The organism is Alteromonas sp. I10 (genome assembly GCF_003201515.1).
GTDB lineage: Bacteria > Pseudomonadota > Gammaproteobacteria > Enterobacterales > Alteromonadaceae > Alteromonas > Alteromonas macleodii.
This window is the reverse complement of sequence record NZ_QJJN01000002.1, coordinates 561,857-583,422: the sequence shown is the minus strand read 5'-3', so window position 1 is coordinate 583,422 and position 21,566 is coordinate 561,857. Positions and strand designations below refer to the sequence as shown.

12 protein-coding genes and 1 pseudogene are annotated in these 21,566 nt (G+C 44.2%); 6 read left to right on the top strand and 7 right to left on the bottom strand.

The window, feature by feature from the left end; translation table 11 throughout:
• Nucleotide 1: 1 nt before the first annotated feature.
• On the bottom strand, nucleotides 2-2,296 hold the full coding sequence (locus BZA03_RS06860; RefSeq protein WP_110288334.1) for an RND family transporter: 2,295 nt from the start codon (nucleotides 2,294-2,296) through the stop codon (nucleotides 2-4).
• A 260-nt stretch (nucleotides 2,297-2,556) separates the two neighbouring features.
• Here BZA03_RS06860 and BZA03_RS06855 point away from each other — a divergent pair, with 260 nt between their 5' ends.
• Both BZA03_RS06855 and BZA03_RS06850 read left to right on the top strand, forming a co-directional pair.
• Nucleotides 2,557-4,806 (top strand): acyl-CoA dehydrogenase, encoded by a 2,250-nt coding sequence (locus BZA03_RS06855; protein ID WP_014950257.1) that lies wholly within the window; start codon nucleotides 2,557-2,559, stop codon nucleotides 4,804-4,806.
• A gap of 152 nt (nucleotides 4,807-4,958) precedes the next feature.
• Complete coding sequence (locus tag BZA03_RS06850) at nucleotides 4,959-5,666, top strand: hypothetical protein (protein WP_258364603.1); 708 nt, start codon at nucleotides 4,959-4,961, stop codon at nucleotides 5,664-5,666.
• Nucleotides 5,667-5,739: 73 nt separating this feature from the next.
• Here BZA03_RS06850 and BZA03_RS06845 read toward each other — a convergent pair whose 3' ends face one another.
• Entirely contained in the window at nucleotides 5,740-8,250 is a 2,511-nt protein-coding gene (locus BZA03_RS06845; protein WP_110288332.1) for a TonB-dependent receptor, read from the bottom strand.
• A gap of 477 nt (nucleotides 8,251-8,727) precedes the next feature.
• On the opposite strand from BZA03_RS06845, the gene BZA03_RS06840 reads away from it, so the two are divergent.
• The 4 genes from BZA03_RS06840 to BZA03_RS06825 all read left to right on the top strand — a co-directional run bounded on the left by BZA03_RS06840 (nucleotide 8,728) and on the right by BZA03_RS06825 (nucleotide 16,238).
• On the top strand, nucleotides 8,728-10,746 hold the full coding sequence (locus tag BZA03_RS06840) for a bifunctional diguanylate cyclase/phosphodiesterase (RefSeq protein ID WP_110288331.1): 2,019 nt from the start codon (nucleotides 8,728-8,730) through the stop codon (nucleotides 10,744-10,746).
• Nucleotides 10,747-10,751: 5 nt separating this feature from the next.
• Nucleotides 10,752-11,330, top strand: a complete 579-nt coding sequence (locus BZA03_RS06835; RefSeq protein ID WP_014950261.1) for a thymidine kinase — start codon at nucleotides 10,752-10,754, stop codon at nucleotides 11,328-11,330.
• A gap of 351 nt (nucleotides 11,331-11,681) precedes the next feature.
• Nucleotides 11,682-14,585, top strand: a complete 2,904-nt coding sequence (locus tag BZA03_RS06830; RefSeq protein ID WP_110288330.1) for a TonB-dependent receptor — start codon at nucleotides 11,682-11,684, stop codon at nucleotides 14,583-14,585.
• Between the two features lie 150 nt (nucleotides 14,586-14,735).
• Nucleotides 14,736-16,238 carry a tryptophan halogenase family protein gene (locus tag BZA03_RS06825; RefSeq protein WP_110288329.1) on the top strand — a complete coding sequence of 501 codons (1,503 nt, stop codon included), beginning with the start codon at nucleotides 14,736-14,738 and terminating at the stop codon, nucleotides 16,236-16,238.
• Between the two features lie 15 nt (nucleotides 16,239-16,253).
• Here the strand turns inward: BZA03_RS06825 and BZA03_RS06820 are convergent, their stop codons facing one another.
• The 5 genes and pseudogenes from BZA03_RS06820 to BZA03_RS06800 all read right to left on the bottom strand — a co-directional run bounded on the left by BZA03_RS06820 (nucleotide 16,254) and on the right by BZA03_RS06800 (nucleotide 21,473).
• Entirely contained in the window at nucleotides 16,254-17,279 is a 1,026-nt protein-coding gene (locus tag BZA03_RS06820; RefSeq protein WP_014950264.1) for a LacI family DNA-binding transcriptional regulator, read from the bottom strand.
• Between the two features lie 185 nt (nucleotides 17,280-17,464).
• A complete protein-coding gene (upp, locus tag BZA03_RS06815) occupies nucleotides 17,465-18,094 on the bottom strand; it encodes a uracil phosphoribosyltransferase (RefSeq protein WP_014999131.1) in 630 nt (209 codons plus the stop codon).
• A 203-nt stretch (nucleotides 18,095-18,297) separates the two neighbouring features.
• Nucleotides 18,298-18,519 carry an XRE family transcriptional regulator gene (locus BZA03_RS06810; RefSeq protein WP_014950268.1) on the bottom strand — a complete coding sequence of 74 codons (222 nt, stop codon included), beginning with the start codon at nucleotides 18,517-18,519 and terminating at the stop codon, nucleotides 18,298-18,300.
• Between the two features lie 383 nt (nucleotides 18,520-18,902).
• Complete coding sequence (locus BZA03_RS06805; protein ID WP_039228479.1) at nucleotides 18,903-19,397, bottom strand: WbuC family cupin fold metalloprotein; 495 nt, start codon at nucleotides 19,395-19,397, stop codon at nucleotides 18,903-18,905.
• Nucleotides 19,398-19,410: 13 nt separating this feature from the next.
• A pseudogene (locus tag BZA03_RS06800) lies at nucleotides 19,411-21,473 on the bottom strand (glycoside hydrolase family 97 protein).
• Between the last annotated feature and the right edge of the window lie 93 nt (nucleotides 21,474-21,566).

Genomic DNA, 21,566 nt, shown 5'->3' with positions numbered 1-21,566 from the left:
ATTAAGACTCCTTATGGACCGTCTTTGAATCTCCCAACCATGCAAGTAAAGCTGGCAAGAAAATAAAATCAACCAATAGCGCCGCCAATATAATGATAATCGTCAACATACCCATATGGGCATTTAAAACGAAACTTGAAGACGCTAGTACTGCAAACCCCATAGCTAGTACAACTGTAGTAGTTGTTAATGCCATACCTACGGTTTCAAACGCATAAACAACACTGTCTGCCGCAGATAATTCTTGTGATTTCGCCACTTGATATTTCGTTAAGAAGTGAACTGTATCGTCGACAATAATGCCCATCGTCATACTGATTACAACAGACAAGGCCATATTTATTTCACCCGAGATTAGCCCCCAAACACCGAAACCTATTGCAGCAGGTAATAAATTAGTAATTAAACTAATACCGCCCAGTTTTATCGACTTAAGGGCGAATAGTATGAGTATTGATATTAGAACCAGCGCAAATACACTCCCCCAAACCATATTTTTCATATTGCGCTCGCCAATGTGCGCAAACATGAGAGGTGGACTAGCCGCTTCGATACGATACCCGTTTGTCTGGCTTAAAAAGTATGCTTTAGCCTCTTTTTCTAAGGCCGTGATATCTCGACTACCTAGATTATCTATTACCGCAATGACCCGAAGAGCAGACTTATCAATATCAATTTGATTTCCAAGGTCTAACCCAAACGGTAAAGACATCTCATACAACAGCAAATATTGAGAGGCCAACTCTCCGTCTGTAGGAATAACAGCGTAATCAGGGTTATCCCCATTCATGTTTTTGTTCAATCGTTTAAGTGTATCAGTAAATGAGAGGACATGATTAACCTCTTCCCTCGCCCTAAGCCACTCTGCGAACGATTCAATCTCCTGCAAAAAAGTGGGTTCTGTAATGCCGTATGGGGTATCCGTATAGATAACGAAATCGATGTTAGACATTCCACCGAGCTTTTCTTCGTTGACTTGCACCGCCTGCCTAAAGGTACTGCGTTCATCGAAATATTTAACTGCCACATCATTTAAAACATTGTTTGTCGCAAATAAACTAATTCCAGCAATTACGATAAGCGATAAAGGAAGTAACTTGCGATGATGCGTATTAACTACTAGCGCCCAATGCTTAAACAAAGTGTTGCGAATTGCTGTAGAAGGCTTAAGGGGGCGTAAGGTCAGCAAAGAAGGCAGTATCGTAAGTGAGAAAACGCAAGCTAACATCACACCAAGTGCAGTCATATTGCCCAAATGAGCAAGCACTGGCACTGCTGAAAAGTTGAGCATAATGAATCCGATTGCAGTCGTGATACTGGTTATAAATATTGGCTTTCTATTTACATCTATACTCTTCTGTATCGCTTCTTTTGTTCCTAGCCCTTGGCTTAGATAATACTTTACGCCGACAATAATATGTATGCAGTCTGCCACAGCAAGGGTAGTGATCATTGTAGGTGCGTTAACAGTGGCGGTACTCAAATAAACACCGAACCAGCCGGTAATCCCGATGGTAATAGCGACTGACACTAAAACAACAACAATGGTAAATGCTGCGGCCCATAACGAGCGGACAATGAGAGCGATGGCAACAAAAATCAGCAAAAACATAAGTGGGATAAGTGTTTCCGCGTCCTGTTGAGCTGCAACAGCAAATGCGTCGTTCATTACGACCATACCGGTTAGATATATGTTGTGCCCTGGGTACTTGGCTTCATACATGCTTTTCATTTCTTTTGCCGCAGCGGCAATTTCGATAACTTGCTGTGTTTGATCTCCGTCTGGCAGCTGAATAGTCGTATCAACCACCGTCACATCAGCTGATCTAGAAATTAAACGACCGTAGAGCTCAGGGCTATTGGTAAGGACATCACTGATATCATTAATAGCCTCTGCACTCAAAGATTGCTGGGTTATTAAATCCTCTACCACCAAGTCCCCATCTTCGTCATAGGTATGTTGAAAATTAGATATAGACTCGACTCTTGTAGAAAGGGGCAACTGCCACGCTTGTTCGGTAAGTTCGACGACAAGCTCAAGCGTAGCAGGCTTAAGTACTTCGCCGTCCTCCGGCACAATCATAAACGCTACGTTTTCACTTTTATTGAATATGTTCTGCATTTCTTCAAAGGCGAGCCGCTGAGGATTATCTGGTTCGAAGAACACTTTATAATCGCCTCTAAAATACAAATTCTGAGCCCCAATCATTGCGACCACAGTGACAATGAAAACGAGAGCAAGCGAAATAATAGGCGACCGGATAGCGAAAGGCAGGCGGTTATATTTATGGGGCATCACAACGTCCTTAGTCTGGTATAAGGAAATTTTACATTCAAAACAGTGATTAACATAACCCACACAAAAATTTAATTATCCATAAAATTCTCACGTACGTATATTTCACTATAAATAAGCCTCTTTAAATCAAGCATAACCTATTGATAATAATTACGAAACATGTTGTGCAGGGCTTGATGTAGCGAATTTTTTTGATCTTTTGTGAATTTGTTGTAGTATAAAGAAATACAACTGGTCAGATGAGCGGATGAGTTATTATGAGTATCAGAACTAGCTTAAAGAAAGTATTACCCCCAATTTCAATCACAGAGCAAGAAGCCTTAGATGCAGGCGACGTGTGGATTGAATCTTCTATTTATCAGGGTAAGCCTGACATGCAGGCGCTACGCGATATCCCTCAGGCAAAACTGAGCGCAGAAGAACAAGCATTCATGGACGGTCCAGTAACCGAGTTGCTGAACATGATCGATGATTTTGAATTAGGCAACGGCAAGCACATTCCTCAGGATGTTTTAGACTTCCTAGGTAAGAACCGCTTCTTCTCTATGATCATTCCAAAGAAATTTGGTGGTCTTGAGTTCAGCCCGTATGCAAACTCTACAATCGTTGCCACTATCGCAGCGAAAAGCGGTGCAATTGCAGTAACCGTAATGGTTCCTAACTCATTAGGTCCAGGCGAGCTTCTTATGCACTACGGTACGACCGAGCAGCAAGATTACTGGCTACCTCGTCTAGCAGACGGTCGCGATATTCCGTGCTTCGCGCTTACCAGCCCTGAAGCAGGTTCTGACGCAGGTGCTATTCCTGACGCGGCGATCGTGACTAAAGGCGAATTCAACGGTGAAGAAGTGCTTGGTTTACGTGTAAGCTGGGACAAGCGCTACATTACACTTGCACCAATTGCGACCGTACTAGGTCTTGCGTTTAAAGTATTCGATCCTGACCAACTACTTGGCGACAAACTAGAGCTTGGCATTACCTGTGCCCTTCTACCTAAGTCTCACCCAGGTGTTGAACTTGGTAACCGTCACGACCCAATGGGCGTACGTTTCTACAACGGTACTACTCGTGGTCAAGATGTGTTCATTCCTATGGACTTCATCATTGGTGGTCAAAAGAACATTGGTCGTGGTTGGCAGATGCTAGTTAGCTGTCTAGGTGCAGGTCGTGGTATTTCACTTCCAGCAATGGGCGTAGCAACTGCACAATCAGCATTTAAAGGCACGGTTGAGTATTCATTCGTACGTGAGCAGTTTGGTCTTCCAATTGGTCGCTTTGAAGGTATTCAAGAGAAAATGGCAGACATCGCGGGTAAGACGTTCTTACTTGAAGCGATGCGTGTTCTTACAACTGAAGGTCTAGGCTTAGGCGTGAAGCCATCAGTAGTAACCGCTATTGCTAAGTATCACATGACTGAACTAGGTCGTGATGTGATGAACTCTGCTATGGACATCCAGGCAGGTAAAGCGATTCAACGCGGTCCTCAGAATACGTTAGCGGGCGGCTATGCTGCGCTTCCTATTGCTATTACGGTAGAAGGTGCAAACATTCTTACCCGTAACCTGATGATCTTTGGCCAAGGTGCAATGCGTTGTCACCCGTACTTGAAAGACATGGTTGACCTAATCCACAGCAACGAAAGTTCTGCGGATGCAGAGTTCAACAAAGTACTTCGTAAAACAGTTGGCTTCAGCGTTAAAAATGCATTCCGCAGCCTAGGTAAAGGCTACCTTCCTTTCCTACGCGAGAGCGAGTCTGCACTACCAGAAGTTCGCAAGTACGAGAAGCGTGTTAACAGCATCTCTGCAAAGCTAGCTCCACTTGCTGACTTGTCACTTGCAGTACTAGGCGGTGACCTTAAGAAAGCTGAGCTTTTATCAGCACGTCTAGGTGACGTAATGAGCTACCTATACGGTGCAATGGCGGCAATTCGTTTCTACGAGCAGCGCATTGAAGACAGAAAACTTGCGCTACCGTATTTCGAATACGCAATGCAGTGGTCTTTACAACAAGCTGATCAGGCAATTGTTAACTTTATCAACAATTTCCCGAACACGGCGACACGTGGTCTAATGCGTCTTCTTACAAATACCTACACCAACAGTGTTGCGGGTATCAGCGATGACCTAGTGCGTGAGCTTTCTATCGCGTCTATGCAAGATAACAGCGTGAAAGAGCAGCTTACTCACCTTGTTCGCGTTACGCCTGGAGATGGCAACGACATCAACGAGCAAGCGTTCAAAGCGAAGCACGCGGTAGCGCACCTTCTTGGCAAAGTGCAAAAAGCACTTCGCAAAGAGCCTGTAGTGCCGTTCATTTCTTTTGAACATGCACTTAACAAGCTTCAAGAAAAAGGCGTAGTAACGGCTGATGAAGCTGCTAAGCTTCACGACTACAACGAAAAACGCAAGCTAGCAGTTCGTGTAGACGAATACACGTTCGATATGGAACTTGTTCCAGCGTCTCAAACGCTTAAAGCGATTGATGGCGGTCAAAACGCTGCGTAAACTGTCATAATTGCAGTAACTTGATTAACAAAGCCCCATCCTTGAGATGGGGCTTTTTATTTGCCCGTTAAATTACCTTTCTATTGTTTCGTTCGTACTCTACCCTTAGCTTATCGTGGTTTTCTTAAACAAGGATTTGTAAAGTGAAAACGATGCGCTTTATTGGCATTCAAACCGTTTCAACATTTTTTATTCTCTTTATCTCGTCGCTGCTATTCAATTCAAACGCCAGTGCCCAGCACGATGATACTAACTTCGTCATTGGAGAACTAACTCATCCTCGAGTAAGTAGCTTCTATAAACCCCTAATAGCACGTGCGTACCAAGATATCGGCATTGAGGTTACATTCGAAAAAGTGGGTGGGGAAAGAGGCTTACGGCTGTTGAATGAAGGAATGACAGATGCAGATATTATTCGCTATGACGTAGTGTCTCAGCCTGACAATAACATTGTAATTGTTCCTCCAGCACTGTCTCATGGCGCATCATTTCTATTGTGTATACGAGGAGCTGAGTGCAATAAAAGCATAATTCAACAACCAGATAAGGCAATAGCCGTTACTACCCGATTTTTCTTCAATATGCACGCCAAACCTGGCGAGTTAAATGCCAACATCTTTGAATTTGATGACTTTCACCACGTCATAAATTTACTGCTCAACGGGCGATTTGACTACGCTATTTTACCGAGTGACTATTCTGAAGAAGCCATTTTCGAACAAGCTGGAATTGAGTATATACCTCTAGTGGAACACGAATTGGTACACGTTATTCATAAGAAACATAGCCATTTAATTGACCAACTTTCTGCAGCAATCGCCAAGCAGCTTCAATTACTCAAAGCCGCGGAGAATGAATAAATAAAAAACGCCCGCATCAATTGCGGGCGTTAATTGAACAATAACTAGTACCTTCGCACTAGATATTTGCTCGTTAGTCGAACATATATTTAAGCGACAGCACTGTAGTACGGCCGTTCAATGGACGTGCTCTGATGTAGCTACCAACCTCTGCTGAACCTTCTTCTGACTCAGTGATGATAAATTCATCAGTGGCGTTATTCACATTAAGCGACACAGAAAATTGGTCGTTCACCCAATAAGTGGCAAACAAGTTTACAAGGTTATAACCTTCCTGTTTAAGGTCGTTATTGTCCTGAACGTAGTACTCTGTCGAGCCTTGTAGTGAGGCACCAACAGACCATGTATCTGTAACGTACTCAGGGGTAATAGTCCAAATCCAATCTGCTTGGCGGCGTGGAGTATTTCCTTCAAGTGCAGGGTTGTTTACGTCTTTACTGATTTCAGCGTCTGTCCACGTTAAGTTACCGGATAGCACGAAATTATCAGTTGCTGTCCAGCGGCCTTCAAGCTCTAAACCTGTTGCTTCATATTCGCGCATAAAGGTTAAACCACTGGTTACCTCTGCTTGCGTATCTTCAGTAACAGTATCAAACAAGGTTGCGTTAACCATGAGGTCTTTCGTACCGTACTTGTAACCTACCTCGAATTGCTTCGTTGTATCGTAACCCGATGTTGTGCTTGTTAAGCTGCCGTCTGTATTCAATGTACCGCCAATCTGCAGTAAACGATCGGCAATAGCACGGCCACCTTTTGAGTAACGGGCAAAAAATGTCTGACTGGCGCTTAGCAGGTACGAACCACCGATTGAATAAGACGTATTATTCGCACTGTAATCAACAAGTTGAGAAGACGCACCGGCGCGATTTAAGTTGATAACACCACCGCTAATGAAGCCGCTGTTGATTGCTGAAGCATCTTCAATTTGCTCAATAGTTCCGTTACCGTTTAGGTCGAAGTCAGCATTTCCGCCGCAGCATGAGCTGATAAGTTCACCTGAAGCTTCGGTCGTGTCATGACGTACCGATGCATCAATAAGAATGTTATCTGACAATTCAAAACCAACGTTCATGTACGGCGCTTTTGTTACATAGTTTAAGTCCCACTCCCACGAAAGGAAGCTTGGTGACAATAAACCGTTTGAAACAAGTTCCACGCCATCGCCATCTGTAATTGTTAGAAGCTGTGAATTGTCACCGTCTAGAGTTTGTATAAATGTCTGCCAGCTTGACCAGCTTGTGGCGATGTCCTGGTTTGAGTAGTAATAACCTACTGTGAGGTCGATACCGTTATCAAATTCTTTACGCAAGCTGAAATCGTTGATCATGTTACCCAGATCGTTGATTCGAGTGTCGAACTGAAGGTTTGTAAATGCTTGTCCTGTGTACACTTCACCAGCGCCAGGTCCGTTCGCGAGTACAACACTTGTGCTGTCGCAATTCAGCGCATTTCCGTCACCGTCAGTAGCGCCGGCACAAAGTGCAGAAGCGAAATTCGATACATCGCCAGGGCCCGCTGGAAATCCATCAGTAAATGGAGCAATAAAACCACCTGAGATATCTGAAATACGGAACTTGTTTAATAAGAACAAGTTTTCGGCTACTTCGAGGTCAACTTCAACGCCAAATGAGTTTACTTTTGACTCGATGCCATCGCGAACGTCGCGATTCTCTGGGTTACCATAGCTGTCAAAAGTAGAAATATTTGTGTTGTAAGCTGAGTTTAATGCCTGTGAGCTGGCATCGTAACCAGGTACCGGGCCATATTCACCATCGCCTTTCACCAATACCGGAGAAGGAAGGTATGTTGATACTTTGTCATCAAGGTTTTTATAGAAGAAACGGATGTGACCGTTATCTAGCATCTTAGTGATATTGAACTTAACCTGACCGCCTTGGTCGCCATTGTATCCCGTTTCTCGCGGGCCCTCTCCACCACGGGCAAAGCCAGCAATGTGGTAGTAAAGGTCGTCGCTAATTTCACCGCCATAGCGAAAGTCTAAACGAAATTCTTCGTAATCAACGCCAAATGACGTTCCAACGGCACCGCCACCTACTTCGCCCGTGTTACTGATCAAGTTAATAACACCGCCTGGCGAGTTACTGGCGAATGTTGACGCTGAACCACCGCGCACTGCTTCCACATTCGCTACTGACCAGTCGTAGCGTAAAAAGTTATCGGCATTGCCAAAGTTAATATCACCATATTCTAAAACAGGTAAACCGTCTTCATGGATTTGCAAGAATTTAGAACCACCCGTCGCAAGTGGAATACCGCGAATAGTAATATTTGCGTTACCGCCTCCGCCTGAAGACTCGGCACGAATACCGGGTAACGCGCGAAATACCTCAGCGGTAGAACGAGGAGCTAGTTTAAGAATATCGTCTTCGTCGAATGCACTTACAGAAACACTAGCTTCTTGCATCGTTGCACCACTCGGTGCAGCGGTAACCACAATCTGTTCGAATTTTTCTTTCGACTTTGCGTCAGCATCAGCTGTTGATGATTCCTGCGCGATAACCGAGCCCGAAAAAGCGGCGCAAATCGCTAGGGTCAAAGCGTTGAGTGTATGATTTTTGTTCATTTTTTCTCCGGCAATGTGTTGAATTTGTTAAATCCAAGGTAGCCTCTGCCCCTTCAACGTAGGGAGGCGGCAACACAATTCAAACTTAATCGATTAAGAATTTATAACAAAGGAACAACATTGTAAACATCCTGTGAAGAGTTTTTACTCTTTTGCAGTGCCTTATTTAACATTTATATACTAAAGTTTTAGCTATATTTAGCGGTTCACATAGCAGATAAAAAATAAAAATCAATATCGATTAAGAACACTACACTTCAGGTATTTAGAACGAACTGTGAAAAAACATAGACAGACTAAAAGCGGGTTGCTTTAGGCGAATTTTAAAATGCCCCCGTCATATGTATTATATTTAGCCTATACTACAATCATTTAGTGCACTTAAGTTTGTACGCTTCGCTCTATTCTGTACGACTAAATTTGCTTTTGAAGTCACGCATTAAATTTGAATCACAATGTAATTAAGGCTTTATCCGGTTGAACACGTATCAAGAATCGATATCACAAACTGAAATAGAACGAGACACCACCGACATGCTAATTGGCAATAGCTTTGTCGGCTTCTTGATGACGATATTTGCCTTTTCTGGCCTGGTATTTTTCTTTGAAAGCGACTCCCCTTCAACATTTGCAAACAAACTACAGATTTGGGGAGTAATGGTGTGCGTCTCACTTCTGAGGCTAATTGATGCATTGTATTGGCGCACTAATTTAGCAGGAAAAGCTTATAACCCGCGCCCTGCTTTGATTCGGTTTTCGACCGGGCTTTATGTTACGGGTTGTATTTGGGCGCTTTATTCAGTGCTTTTCTATTCATCCATGGCAACTGTCGAACTAGCAGCGACTATGGTTGTACTCGCCGCGATGTCCGGCGGAGCTGGTACCGTCCTGTCTCCTAACATAAAACTCGTCGGGTTCTACCCTACTGCTCTTCTTGTACCTATGTCGTTATGTGCGTTAATAGATGCTAGCGGGAAATTTTTTATTTTAGGTGTGCTTGGCTTGGTTTTCTGGTTTGGTATTTTCGCCAGTGCTTTTCGCTACCATCGCTTTTTCATCAGTACGTTACACCTTAAAGCTAAGAATAATAGTTTGATGGAACAGATGCGTATTGAGCGTAGTGAAACAGTTAAAGTAAACAAACTACTCATAGCTTCAAACGAAAAGCTCGATGCATCTAACGCCAACCTTGAAGCGGAAGTGGAAAGAAGAACGGCGGATTTATATCGGTTGTCTAACAGAGATCCACTGACAAATTTGCTTAATCGCAACGGCTTTCTCAAGCATCTCAACAATTTGATAGACACCACACGTGCCCTAGATAACTCGCTCGCCCTTCTATTTATCGACTTAGACGGATTCAAGCAAGTTAACGACAGTTTAGGACATAAAGTCGGCGATATTGTCCTTGCCGAAATTGCCAACAGACTTCGTAACTATACGGAAGAAAATCACCTGGGAAGATGGGGAGGAGACGAATTCGTCGCCGTAATTCCTTATGCTAATGTTGATACCGCAAAGGCCGTAGCACACGCTATGCGCAGTGGCGTCACTATTCCCATTATTGCGAACGACAATCAGGTAACGTTAGACGCCACTATCGGCATCGCTATGTTCCCCGTCCATGGCGACAGCGCAGTTGATTTAATTCAACAGGCCGACCTGACTATGTATGATCAAAAGCGTAAGCAAAGAGGCTCTATTGGCGTATTTAACGAAACGTTGCAAAACGAAATAAAGCGAGAGCAGCGCCTTTGTGAACGCTTAAGATTAGCTATTGAAAATAGTGAGTTTACTGTTTTTTATCAACCTATCATTGACGTCACGACAAACTCCTTGTCGTCAGTAGAAGCGCTGTTACGGTGGAACTGCGACGGAGAAAACATTTCTCCTGCGGTATTTATCCCCCTAGCAGAGCGCAGTGGGCTAATGCCAGAAATAGGTGCGTGGGTATTAAATAGAGCGCTTATCGACCTTTCACATTGGCAGTTCAAACCCGGCCTCGCAATGTCGATAAATGTATCAGTCGCGCAGCTGCTCGATGACAGCTTCTTTAAAGTTTTAGACAATGCCCTCAGCACAACTAAAATTTCACCAGAACGCCTCTATCTAGAAATAACTGAAAGCGTATTCGCTATTGATAAAGACCTAGTGACTAAACGAGTGAGCGAACTCGTAGCCCGTGATGTCAAAATATCAATTGATGACTTTGGTACAGGTTATTCATCTTTAAACCGTCTTCAATCTATGCCATTCAATTTTATTAAAATTGACCGCTCTTTTATACAGAATAGCTCTGAAGAGAGTGATACCATAATAAGAGCAACACTTTTAATGGCTAAAGAGTTTGGCTGTAAAACCATTGCAGAGGGCATCGAAACTGAGCAGCAAAGGCAACATTTGTCGCAGCTTGGAACCGACTATTTGCAAGGCTTTTACTTCGCTAGACCAATGAACGCCAACGACCTTATTTCTTGGTATAACGAAAACTACTAATAACCATGGCTCAACTTTATTTTTATTACTCTGCTATGAACGCAGGGAAGTCTACATCACTCCTCCAATCAGCTTATAACTACCGTGAACGCGGTATGCATTCCGTGATTTATACCGCAGCGCTTGACGATCGATACGGCGTTGGGAAAGTCACTTCTCGTATCGGCTTACAAGCAGATGCCAAGCTATACGCAAAAGGCGATGATTTGTTTGCCTCAATAAGCAAAGACTGCGAAGCGTTAAAGCCCGACTGCATTTTTATTGACGAAGCACAGTTCTTAACAAAGGCACAAGTAAAGCAGCTAGTGGACGTAGTTGATGAACTTGATGTGCCGGTACTAGCCTACGGCCTGCGTACCGACTTTTTAGGTGAAACCTTTGAAGGCAGTCATTATTTGCTGGCTTGGGCAGATAAACTATCTGAACTAAAAACCGTTTGCCATTGCGGTAAAAAAGCAAGTTTCGTGGTGCGTTTAGACGAAAATGGCAATGCAGTAAAAAATGGTGATCAAGTACAAATTGGCGGCAACGACACCTATGAATCAATGTGTCGCAAGCACTTTAAAGAACTGGTTTGGGACTAAATCCCAACGTCGAGTAACCTAACTAAAATAAGCGGTCACTGAACCTCATACCTGTTGCGGGCTATAGCATTTATTGTCCGCTTCTCATTCTCTAAAAAATTTGCCACTCCCCCTTCTGCCCTTTGCCAGATTTCAATCGGCGTTATCCAAACTTTCTCGGTACTATCTAGAGGTAGCAAGAAAAAGCATTAAGCATTCTTGCTAGCCAAGAATAACCGTTTATGACCTGTATTTAAAAACACTTTTCTTAAACAATTAAGAAAACACTTGCGTATGAGTAAAACAACTACTATTGTTAAAACGTTGTAAATAATAAAACCTTTGTTTAACACACTCAGCAAGGTATGACTCATGAAGCACACCAGTACGTTTAAACCTGCGTTAATCGCTATTTCAATTACCGCCGCCCTTAACAGCGGTTCAGTAGTAGCACAAGACACACCAGACGACGAACAAGTAGAAATTATTCAAGTTTCGGGGATTCGAGGCTCTTTGATGCGCGCCCAAGCGGTGAAAATGGACAACGATTCCATTGTTGAGGCCATTTCCGCAGAAGACATTGGTAAGCTTCCAGACTCTTCAATCGCAGAATCACTTGCCCGCTTGCCAGGCCTATCAGGTGAGCGCGTAGGCGGACGAACGTCTGGTATTTCGGTACGTGGCTTCAAAGAAGACTTTACCGGCACCTCACTGAACGGACGAGAACTTATTGGTATTGGCGATAACCGTGGCGTAGAGTACGACTTATACCCTGCTGAAATCATGACAGGTGCCACAATTTACAAAACCTCTGACGCTTCGCTTATTGTCCAAGGTATTGGCGGTACAGTAGACTTGCAAACGGTACGCCCTCTAGCAGCCCAGGAAACCCTTACCGTCACTGGGGTCTACGAACTTGGTGGCAATGATTCAGATAATCCAGAATTCGACAATAGCGGTAACCGTTTTGCCCTTTCTTTTGTAGAAAAGTTTGCAGATGACACGGTAGGTCTCGCACTTGCCATTGCATCAACGGAGTCCCCCAGAAACGAGAGAAAATACGGTGTTTGGGGTTATGGTGAGAATGACGATGGCCAAGTGCTTCCGTTTGGTTTAGACACTCAGGCCATTAGCCGCGTGCTAGAACGCGACACGATTTCAGCCATTCTTCAATGGCGTCCCACCGATAGACTAGACATTGTTTTTGATGCGCTAGATATTGATTATTCTGACTCGGGTGTTATTCGCGGTTTCATCGAACCCTTCGCTGCGGCAAATGTTAGCGGTACAGGCATTAACAACTCGGGCACGCAAGTTAACGCGAATCCAGTACTGCGTACAGATCCCGCGCAAAAAGATGGCGAGCTTCAAACCTTCGGTTTAAATATCAAATACGACATAACCGATGAGTGGTCTCTTACTTTAGACGTGGCAGACAGTGAGTCGAACAAACGTGACTTGCGTGGTGAATCATACGCTGGTTTAGCGCGTTCTGGTGCGCTCGGCGAAGAGCAATTAGGTTCACGTCAATTCGAAATGAGCACTGATGGTATTTACTTTACCGGCAGTAGCGGCCTTGATGCATTCTCTGATCCCACCATGTTACAGCTTGCGGGTCCTCAAGTTTGGGGGGGCGGTATGGCTAACATTGCCGATCAGTTTACCACCGATGTTTTACAGGCAAATGGTCAACCTTACAGCTATTTCAACGCTCAAGATGGCTTCCTGAACTTTGCTGATTTTGAAGAAGAGCTGACCACAATACGTTTTGAGGCAGTTGGTTATGTAGATTGGGGAATCTTCAACACTTTTACGGCCGGCGTAAACTATAGCGACCGATACAAAGCAAAAGATAACAAAGGTTTCTTCGCAACCGCATCATCTTATCCATTTTCTGAAGCGATCCCTGAGCAGTATCTGTACAACGGCTTAGCTGACTTAACCTGGGCTGGCATGGGTTACGTTGTAGCCTACGACGGCTTTGCCCCTTACAACGATGGTGAATATACGCTTAATGATGCAGGGCTTCTAGAGCCTGATCGTTTAGGTGATACCTACACCATTGATGAAGAAGTAACTACATTATACGCCCAGCTAGACTTTGAGACTGAAGTTCAAGGTTTCAATGTAAAAGGTAACGTGGGTGCACAATATGTACAAACAGACCAAAGCTCAACGGGTTTCATTGGTATTGTAGGCCCGAACTTTGCCGTGTGTGACGACGATGGCAACCAAGTGGTTGATGCGGACTGTATTATTACCGATGGCGACGATTACTCTCACTTCCTGCCTAGCCTGAACGTAAGTGTCGAACTTAATGAGAATCGCTACCTGCGCTTGGCGGCATCGAAAACCATTAGTCGAGCGCGTATCGACCAAATGAAAGCATCGGGCTTTGTTAAGTTTGATCAAAATATTGAGCTGATTGCCACAGAGAATTCTGAGGCGGCGGTGAGAGAGTTCGGGTCGCCTTGGTCTAAATTTACAGGTAACCCAACCCTTCGTCCGTTAGAAGCCAATAACTTTGACATTTCATTTGAAAACTACTTCGATGAAGAAGGTTATGTCTCAATTGCGCTATTCTATAAAGATTTGGTTAATTGGACCCGCGATGGCAACCAGCTTATTGATTTCACGAATGACGTGACCAATGACGGTGCTAACTACTTCATCCCTGGATTCCATGACAGGATCGTGGATGTTGCTGGTAACTACGGCCCGCAAGACACGCCTTACGAAGTGGGCGATTTAGTAACTCCGCCAGACCAAGGCTTCTATTCATTCTTCGAAGATGGCCTAAAAGGTGAGATGAAAGGGGTTGAGCTAACGGCCAATGTTCCTTTGAGAATGCTCACTGACTCTCTGGATGGATTTGGTATTGCCGCTTCTGCAACAATCCTAGATGCGGAGCTTGAAGATGGAACAGCCATTCCAGGCCAATCAGACAATACGTACAGCATTACAGCGTACTATGAGATGAACGGCTTTGAGATTAGGGTTGCGGCAACCGATCGTTCTGAGTTCCTCACTTATCAGCGTGGAGGTTCAAACAAAATTGAGCCAGCAACTCGTAACGCCGTTACCCAAGTCGATGCTCAAATTAGCTACGATTTTGCAGATAGCGGAATTGAGTACTTGGAAGGGCTGAGAGTATCGTTACAAGGCGTCAACCTGACTGATGAGAAAGAAGAAACCATTGATGATGCGGGCATTGTTACGCTCCGCCGCGAGTTTGGTCCTTCTTATATGCTAAACCTCAACTATTCGTTCTATTAAAAGGGACCATCCCTTTTGAACGTACGAAAATAATGGCACGCATCTTTAGATAGTGGATACGTGCCTTGCATTACTGCCATGTAAAGTGTGGCAGTAATGCGCAACTCTGATACTGTTTAATTTCACCCTTCTTTTATTGCAGAGCCTTTAATGACAACACCACACCGAATTGTTATTGCTGGAGGCGGCACAGCAGGTTGGATGGCTGCCAACCTTTTAGCTCACCGCTGGGCTAATCAAGCTGTGACCATCACACTCATAGAATCAGAAGACATTGGCACAATAGGCGTAGGCGAAGGCTCGACACCTACTCTCAAGCGTTTTTTCCAAACTCTTGATATTCCTGAGTATGATTGGATGGAAGAGTGCCAAGCAACGTATAAAGTTAACATCAAGTTCACGGGCTGGAATGGCAATAATTCACACAACTACTCTCACCCCTTTATTAGCCAGCTAGATGTTTTTAGTGAACGAGCATTTCACGTTAATGCCTTAACCAGAAGGCTGGGTCTCGATGTTGAAACTCGACCTGATAAGTTTCTTATGGCGGGGTATTTGGCAAAGAAAAACCTTGCCCCTCTTCCCTCACATAATTTTCCATTCGATATAGAATACGGCTACCACTTTGACTCTCTAAAACTTGGACGATTCTTACGCGAGCGCGCTAAATCAAAAGGCGTATATCACGTTGTTGGTAATATTGAATCGGTGCATACCTCACCATCTGGCGACATTTCACATCTCGTCTGTCAAGACGGACAAAAACTTGATGGAGACCTGTTCATAGATTGCACGGGGTTTTCAGGACTCCTTTTACAAAAGACGCTAGGCGTACCGTTTAGGGACTTTAGTGACAACCTATTCAATGACTCAGCCGTTGTGTTGCCTACACCAGCATGCGCTAATTTACCGGTTGAAACCGAATCTGTCGCCATGTCGAACGGTTGGCGTTGGCAGATACCGCTTCGCAACCGCACGGGAAACGGGTATGTGTATAGTCAGCAGTACCAAGAGAAAGACGCTGCAGAATGTGAATTGCGACGTGCATTGGGGATGGAAAATACCGATGTTGAAGCAAAGCATTTATCTATGCGTGTAGGTCAATGTGAAAGGCACTGGGAGAAGAATTGTCTTGCACTAGGCTTGTCGCAAGGGTTTATTGAGCCTTTAGAAGCAACGGCACTACACCTAGTTCAAACGAGCATCGAGCTTTTCGCGGACAACTATTCTTTCAACGAAACAAGTGCTCAACAGAGACAGGCGTTTAATCGGGAAGTTTCAGAGCGCTTTGAACGCGTCCGAGATTATATCGTGTGTCATTACAAGCTAAACGGGCGCAACGACAGTGACTATTGGAGAGACAACAGAGCTAACATGAAGCTGTCCGAATCACTGCTTAGTTTACTTGATGTGTGGTACAGAAAAGGGGATATTGTTGAGGAAATAAAGCGCCAAGGTATTGGTCGACATTTCAGCACTACGTCGTGGCACTGTTTGTTGTCTGGCTATGGTGTATTCCCGCCACTGGCACTCAATCAGCCCGCTTCTTTGAAGGAAAGCGGCGATCTTTTTGAAGAAAAGAAACTTGCCGCATTTTTTAATCGCTGCTCGTTAAACTTTGATAAGCAATCTACCTTATTTAACGCGGGCTGAACCTCTTGGCTCAGCCTATACCGTCTCGCCGACTTGCAATTCAAAAGGCAGCGTACTCTTTGCTGTTACTTGATTAAGCAATGCTTTTGTTGCTTCTACGCCTTTGCCACTGCTGGATTGGCAAACTGTAGTAAGACGCGGGCGCGCACGCTCGGCTTCCCCAATACCATCAAACCCTGTAATTTTCAGCTCTTCCGGTACCTTAATATTCATATCCAAGGCTAAGTGAAGTAGCTCAAGTGCTATAATGTCACTCATACACAAAACCACATTAGGTCTTGGAGAGCTGGTCAGTACTTCTTTGGCTGCCTGTCTTGCAAAGTGTCTGTCACTTTCTGGAAGGTGCCAAATACGCTCATTGCTTACCGTGATGTTCTTTTCTTCAGCGGCCCTTAAATAACCATCAAGTCGACGGTGAGCAATTGAGCTGTCTACATCAATCAACGGACTATCGTAAATACGACATGTAGAAGGCGAGTCAATCAGGCGAAGCCCAAAGATTGCCACATTGTCACCTTCATTTAACGCATGAGACGCAACGCGATAGGCCGCCTCTTCGTTATCAATATTAATAGATGGCTTGTCTTCGATATCAAAGTCAACGGTGACCACAGGTTTTGGCGACACTGCCAACTCCGCTACCAAGTTACTGTTGCGCGGTTGTCCGTAACAGATAAAACCATCAACAAAATCTACAACATCAAGAATGCTGTCAGAGTCGCCCGCGTACAGTAACAAATGCTTGCCATTTTCTTGAAGCGCAGAAGAAACACCTTTAATAAAAGTACTCGCGACGGGGTCACTCACCATATATGAAATGCTGTCGGCTAATACTAAAGCCACAATATTTGATGTGCCCTTTCTGAGGATCTGTGCTGCTTTATTGGGGCCGCTGTAACCAATCTTTTTGCACTGCGCTAAAATCTCTTCGCGCTTCGCTTTTGATAATTGGTCCGGGCGGTTAAATGCATTTGAAATGGTTGCCGTTGAAACGCCCAACTGTTCAGCAACATCTTTTAGGGTAAGTTTTGTTTTATTCATTATTTTTAGCTCTTTTCACGAAACTAACTACCCAGATTTAAAAACAAAAAAGGGTAGCAAGCGTGCGCTCTGACTACCCTCTGACTATATCATTAACTTAAACGTTTAACGCGTGAAATTTAGCGCTAATTCGATGAGTTGTGTAACAAATTGCTCAATGACTTAATTTTTAGAGATTTTCGCTCTTAGCGCGTGCCAAAGATTTTGTCTCCAGCATCTCCTAATCCCGGTAGGATATAGCCTTTCTCATTCAATCTATCATCGATTGCGGCGGTAAAGATATCAACATCAGGGTGTGCTTCAACAACGGCTTTAATGCCTTCAGGCGCAGCAACAAGGAATAGTCCCATTATTTTTCGACAGCCTTTCTTTTTCAAAAGGTCGATTGTTGCAATCAAAGTACCGCCAGTGGCTAGCATCGGGTCAACAATCAGTGCAGTACGTTCATCAATATTTTTAACCACTTTATCAAAGTAGGCGACCGGCTGAAGCGTATCTTCATCACGGTACAGACCCACTACGCTAATCTTCGCATTTGGAATTAGTTCAAGTACCCCTTCAAGCATACCTAGGCCTGCACGAAGAATAGGAACGACAGTAATTTTTTTGCCTTTAATTTGTCTTACTTCTACCTCATCGCCCGACCAGCTTTTGATCTTAGCCCTTTCGGTAGGCAGTGTTCGCGTTGCTTCGTAAGTCAGAAGGTTCCCCACTTCAGAAGCAAGCTCGCGAAAGTCTTTGCTGCTAATTTTAGCGTATCGCATAAGCCCTAGTTTGTGCGCAATAAGCGGGTGGGTAATTTCGTGAACGGCCATGTAAGACTCCTTGTAATCGATTTAGCTATATTTTAACCCAGAAGTATTTTAGTTAAAGCGATTAGTCGTAAAAATATGTCTATTCGATGCGTGCACTAGACAAATAGAGCCAGCTTTCTTTAACAAAGCCCTATTATTGATAAACACTACCTAGTGAATACACACTTTTGAAAAACACCAAATATGTCTTAGCTACAATTTCACTACCCTACTTGCAAAGTAGCGCCATCGGGCATAGTCACTTCAATCTTCATGTTACCACCAACCGCTGCTAAATAAGCCGCTGCACGTTGAAGTGAAACGTCCTGAATACGTTTCGATTCCAATTTGCTTACGCCAGAAGCCGTAACCGATAACGCCATTGCTACGACTTCCTGTTTAACTCTGTGCTGCTTTCTGATGTCACCTAGTGTGATTTCTTTCATTGTCTTTTACCGAGAATTACGGGCATTAAAAAAGCCCAGATGGTGATACCTTCTGGGCTTTTGCAAAACGTTCTACCTGCAGTGCCCAGAAGCCAATACTTGCCCCTGAACACCGACGGTCAGGTGCAATCAGTAATTAAAATTATAAAAATAACCAGTTGAAACGTTTTGCATGATAATTCTCTTTTCACAATGTGCTTGTACAAACGACCCTGTGCCGCGACTAAGCTAAATGTTGAGGCTTCGGTGCTTTTCAAAAACTCAGCAGCGGCCTTCTGTCACTTATCCTTAACCATACCATGTAGATAAGCAATAGCAATGACTTTCCAAAAAGGAAAGTGCCTAAAGCATGCTATGAGTGCGTAATTAGACAAGAAGTGCCTTTAAAAGGCTACGCTATCACCCACCGCCGCTTTCTTAAGTGATGCTAGAAAATTGGGAACCTGGTCGTTTCCTTCTTCAGGAGACCAGCTTGCAAAGCCTTTATCATCGGTGACTTCGTAAGGACCCTGTTTAACTTCCATGAAAACTACTGGGCTATGACACACCGTTGCGTGCCAGGTATTAGGAGGAATCTCAATTCCGCTGGTCTCTCCACGAGCCGTTAGCGTCACTCTGTTTTCAACGTCGCCATCGTCGCTGAAAAATAGAATGTCTAACTCGCCCTCTACCACCATGAAGAACTCCCACTTATGAGACTGTACATGTCGATGAGGCCGCACGTAGGAGTCAGGCATCATTGCAATAAACAAACGCTGTACCATGTCGGTATAAGATTTATGTACGTTCAAATTAGCCCGTCGGCGAGGACTTTCCTCAGCCGACTGTTTAAGCGTTTCAAACAACGCTTTATCAAAATACTGAATCTTATCCAACATCACACCCTGTCTATTATTGCGATAGTAATTTAAAGCGTATCGCTCCTCCCCCCGATGGCGCAAGCTTTAATGACAAGACATCAGCAGACGTCACTACCTTTTTCTCGATGTTCATTGCGTAGGGGTTTGTTTTCCAATGCGCTTTCTCTCCATCCAGATAGAGCTGCGCTTCATACTGTTGATCTTCCTCTAGAAAGGTTAGTGGCAACGATAACTCTCTGGCTTCTTCATTCGTAATCGCACCAACAAACCAATCGTTTTCAGAGTAGGATGTGTGCTTGCTCGCTTTACGCGCCATTACAATATATTCGCCCACTTCCCCTGAAGCGCTCTACTATGAGACCAATCTGTAGGGACGTCTTTGATAAACTGAAACGCCGGTAAATTATTCTCATAATTACGAGGTAAGTCTGCTGCCATTTGGATAGGGCTGTACAGCACTACATATTGGGCCAGTTGCTTGGCAAGCGTTGTTTGAGGGCGCATAACCTCTCCTTTGCCCCACTCTATTCCGCCGTCATTTTTTCTTATGTAGTCAAAATTGAAAATGCCAGGTGTGAAATCCATCGGACCAGCGAGCATGCGAGTAAACGCCAACATGGGAATATGATTGGGTGGATTAGGCGCCGCCCACCCTGAGTTGTATTCCTGACCACGAGCGCTTTCTCGCGATATCCAGTTCGGATAAGTACGGCGAAGGCCAGTATCTTTTACGGATTCATGAGTGTTGATAGACAACTGATATTTCGCAGCGGTTGTGACGTTTTTAATGAAATGATTTACCACGTCCTGGCTGTCGGTATATTCATAGCGCAGTACGTTGTTGTCGTCGCGCACTTTGAGATTTTGGCCATGGGCAACATAGCCCGTTTTAATTTGAGAAACCCCCAGCTTGTTGTACAGGGCAAAACCGTCTTCCATTTGCGCTTCGTAGTTGGTTATTCCTCCTGATGTTTCATGGTGTCCTATTAACTTCACGCCAACTTTCTCGCCGTAGCTGGTCACCGCTTCAATATCAAAGTCTGGATAACTTTCTGTGAAAGAAAATAACTCTGAATTCGCTATCCAATCACCATCCCAACCTTTATTCCAACCTTCAACCAATACACCATCAAAACCGTGTTTAGCGGCGAAGTCCATGTATTGCTTTGTGCGCTGAGTAGTAGCACCATGCTTGTCTCCAGAGCCCCACGTATACTCATCAATGTGCATTCCCCACCAAATACCTATGTATTTTCCTGGTTCAACCCAGCTCACGTCACCGAGTTTATTTGGCTCATTAAGATTCAAAACAAGGTATGAATTAACCAAATCCGTTGCGTCATTTCCTAACGTAATAGTGCGCCATGGGGTAACAAAACTACCGGTTTTATGCACCAAACTCCCGTCGTGACGAGGTGCCAGCGACGCTGTAAAACGCCCTAACTCTTGTCTTTTAAGGCTCATACCTGCGTAATCAACTAGGGCAGCTTCATGAATAGCGACATGAGTGCCGTTTTCATACTTCACCGTGAATGGCGTGTGAGCGGTGTGAACGTCTTGCAGATTAGTGGATTGATAAACATATTCATATCTATCTCGACCATGGGCAGGGATCCAAAACGCTTTTGCTTGATTAGAATCGACTAAGTTAAATTCAGTCAGCTCTCTAGTAATTATGCGATTACCGCTTGCAGGTAGCTCGTAGCGAAAGCCGATACCATCGTTAAAAACTCTGGCTCTTACAAGAAAAGTGCGGTCTTTATCGCTTGGGTTATAGAACTTGACCAAAAGCTCATTGTGGTTGTCGCGAATGTCTCGCTGCTCTCCCCACGGCTGCTGCCATGTTTGATCCACCGTATTCCTGCTTATCTCTTCTACTTTAAAGTCGCGATATAAAGGGGCGGCTTTTGCAAAAGTAAAACCAAGCTTACCGAGCCCTAAAACGGGTTCTCCGTTAAATGACACCCGATATTGCGCTAATTCGCCATCATCTGTGAACGATAACTTTACTTTTTTATCTGGGGAGAGAACCGACAACTCATTAGCTATTGAAGGTAAGGAGACGGCCAATAGAAGGAGCAAAAATACGCGCATAAAATATCCAACAAAAGTTGTTAACCTAATGTTAGTATCAAGTAATGATGAATTTTTGCAACCTATTCCTTAATCGATTAAGTCTATTTTTTG